Source organism: Microcoleus sp. MON1_C5, from assembly GCF_036701875.1.
Taxonomy (GTDB): Bacteria; Cyanobacteriota; Cyanobacteriia; order Cyanobacteriales; family Microcoleaceae; genus Microcoleus.
In genome coordinates this window covers 1-2,109 of sequence record NZ_JAUBRN010000145.1, presented here as the reverse complement: position 1 = coordinate 2,109, position 2,109 = coordinate 1, and the positions used below count along the sequence as shown (strand labels likewise).

The following is a 2,109-nucleotide window of genomic DNA, read 5'->3' as shown; positions in this document are numbered from 1 at the left end:
TGTGCCTATTACTAGCTGAAATATGTTTGTTCCTTGCAGGCGTGCTATCGATAGCATACCACAACTGTGCAATGCCCTACCGATTACTGGCGATGTCGCTCGGATTGGCGGTAGTTAGGGTTTAGCATCTACTCCAATAAACCCGGTTTCTGCAATAATTGCGACATCCTCACCAAGATGTTGGTAAGAAACCGAGTTTGTGACTCTCCCCGCGACTAGAAAGAAACCGGGTTTCTGCGATCGTCTCAGCATCCTCGCTAAGATTTAGGAAGAAACCGGGTTTCTGACTCCCCGCGCGCATTCAAGAAACCGGGTTTCTGCAATAATTTATTTCAGCATCCTCACCGAGATGTTGCAAGAAACCGGGTTTCTGAACCCCGCGCGCGGATCTCACGATCCTTTGAATTCTTTGATATGCTGGGAAAAACTGTTCTTTACAGAAAGACAAAGGTAGACTATGAAAGCGATCGAAACTACCGGAAAAATTGACGATCGAGGGATGCTTTATATTGATCGACCCCTTGCTCTTGCCAGCCACAGCCACGTTCGGATTATTGTTTTAGTGCCGGAAGACACTGACATCGATCCGGATGATGACCCCACTGAAACTGTCCTCGAAGGGCTTCAGCAAGGCTTCCATGAAGCAATTACCGGACAAACTCTCCCTTTGTCTCAACTGTGGGACGGAATCGATGACAATTGATCCGCAACCGATCCAAATTGAAGTCACCCCCCGATTTCAACGAGACTTGCGAACTTTAGCCAAACGCTATCGCAACATTCGCAACGACATTCAGCCTGTAATCGAACAACTTCAAGCGGGGGAACTTCCGGGCGATCGCATTCCGGGAATGGAGTACGAAATTTTCAAAGTCAGAATTAAGAACAGCGACATTCAAAAAGGCAAAAGCGCGGGCTACCGTGCTATTTATTACCTCAAAACTAGCAATTCGATCGTTTTGGTGACTATCTATTCTAAATCAGACCTATCAGACATCGCCGCCGAAACAGTTCGAGAAATTCTAGCCCAATATGAGCAACAATTTCCCGAATCAGAAGAATTATGAATCAAGAATTTTTGAACTCGATCGAGTCCAAGTATCTACTTAAAAAACTAATATACGGCTAAGTTGAATTTCACGCACCTTGAGTGGCTAGAAACAGGTTATAGCGTTGAGTTATTCGATTTGTTGGGGAACACTGTAGCAGTTGCGAGGCTACCTGGAAGTTATTTGCGATCGCCCACAAGTGCAGACAGACCTACACTTAGACTTGTTAATAGTTTTGCTGCGTAAGTAGACGAAATAGTACAATGGATAAACTAACTGAGTATCCCAAATTAATCAAGCGGATTTTAACCGAGTATCTAAAATTGTGCCGCCGTCCTCAACCACACATCGAAACATTCTTGATTACCGACGAACAAAACGGTCATTACATTTGGATGAATCTTGACTGGGAAAAGGGCGATCGCATTACCGGCATAACTGTCTACGTTAGGATTGGCGATCGCAAATTCTGGATTGAGGAAGACTGGACAGAAGATGGGATTGCAACGGATTTGGTGCGCGCTGGAGTTCCCAAGGAAGATATTGTTTTGGCCTTTCACGAGCCTGGGATGCGGCAGTACACAGATTTTGCAGTAGCTTCGTAGCACTTCAGGGATGGGAAAATCAAAAAGCTCGATCGCACAGCTATTAATGGTTATTTATTGAACAAAATTTTTTTAAAAACATTAGTGTACTTACCACCATATTCTCCTCTACCTAAACAAGATTGACCCAAGAAGAGTCTTGGTTAAAGAGTCGAACCCGCCAACAAATGGAACAGTTTGATTGTTTACTTTCTGGTAATTGAAGATGTCTTAGGTCAAGCGTCCTAACTGCCTTAGCGGCTGCTATACTTCCCATCCCCGCAGTAAAAATATTTTTTCCCAAACAAAAAGCGCCCCTATTACTAGGAGCGCTTTTTGTTTATCGATAGCTAAAACTTAGCCATTGATAGAAGGAGCAACCATTGCTACTGGGGTGACTTCACTAGCAGCCAAGTCAAGCGGGAAGTTGTGAGCATTGCGCTCGTGCATTACTTCCATACCCAAGTTAGCGCGGT

3 protein-coding genes and 1 pseudogene are annotated in these 2,109 nt (G+C 44.5%); 3 read left to right on the top strand and 1 reads right to left on the bottom strand.

Annotation, left to right across the window (positions count from 1 at the left end):
* The first annotated feature begins 457 nt into the window (after window positions 1-457).
* From QUA71_RS29060 to QUA71_RS29050, 3 genes are all read left to right on the top strand, one after another.
* The gene (locus QUA71_RS29060) at window positions 458-703 is read left to right on the top strand and encodes a type II toxin-antitoxin system RelN family antitoxin (protein WP_333290462.1); all 246 of its coding nucleotides are present in this window, start codon (window positions 458-460) and stop codon (window positions 701-703) included.
* Window positions 693-1,067 carry a type II toxin-antitoxin system RelE/ParE family toxin gene (locus QUA71_RS29055; protein WP_333290460.1) on the top strand — a complete coding sequence of 125 codons (375 nt, stop codon included), beginning with the start codon at window positions 693-695 and terminating at the stop codon, window positions 1,065-1,067. Before QUA71_RS29060 ends, QUA71_RS29055 begins: the two co-directional genes overlap by 11 nt.
* Window positions 1,068-1,312: 245 nt before the next feature.
* Window positions 1,313-1,654 (top strand): XisI protein, encoded by a 342-nt coding sequence (locus QUA71_RS29050; RefSeq protein ID WP_333290458.1) that lies wholly within the window; start codon window positions 1,313-1,315, stop codon window positions 1,652-1,654.
* A gap of 336 nt (window positions 1,655-1,990) precedes the next feature.
* On the opposite strand, the pseudogene QUA71_RS29045 reads toward QUA71_RS29050, so the two are convergent.
* Window positions 1,991-2,109 (bottom strand): annotated as a pseudogene (locus QUA71_RS29045) (photosystem II q(b) protein); the annotation flags it as partial.

Coding starts and splice junctions, on each gene's coding strand:
- QUA71_RS29060 (WP_333290462.1), top strand. CDS start 458: ATGAAAGCGATCGAAACTACCGGAAAAATTGACGATCGAGGGATGCTT.
- QUA71_RS29055 (WP_333290460.1), top strand. CDS start 693: ATGACAATTGATCCGCAACCGATCCAAATTGAAGTCACCCCCCGATTT.
- QUA71_RS29050 (WP_333290458.1), top strand. CDS start 1,313: ATGGATAAACTAACTGAGTATCCCAAATTAATCAAGCGGATTTTAACC.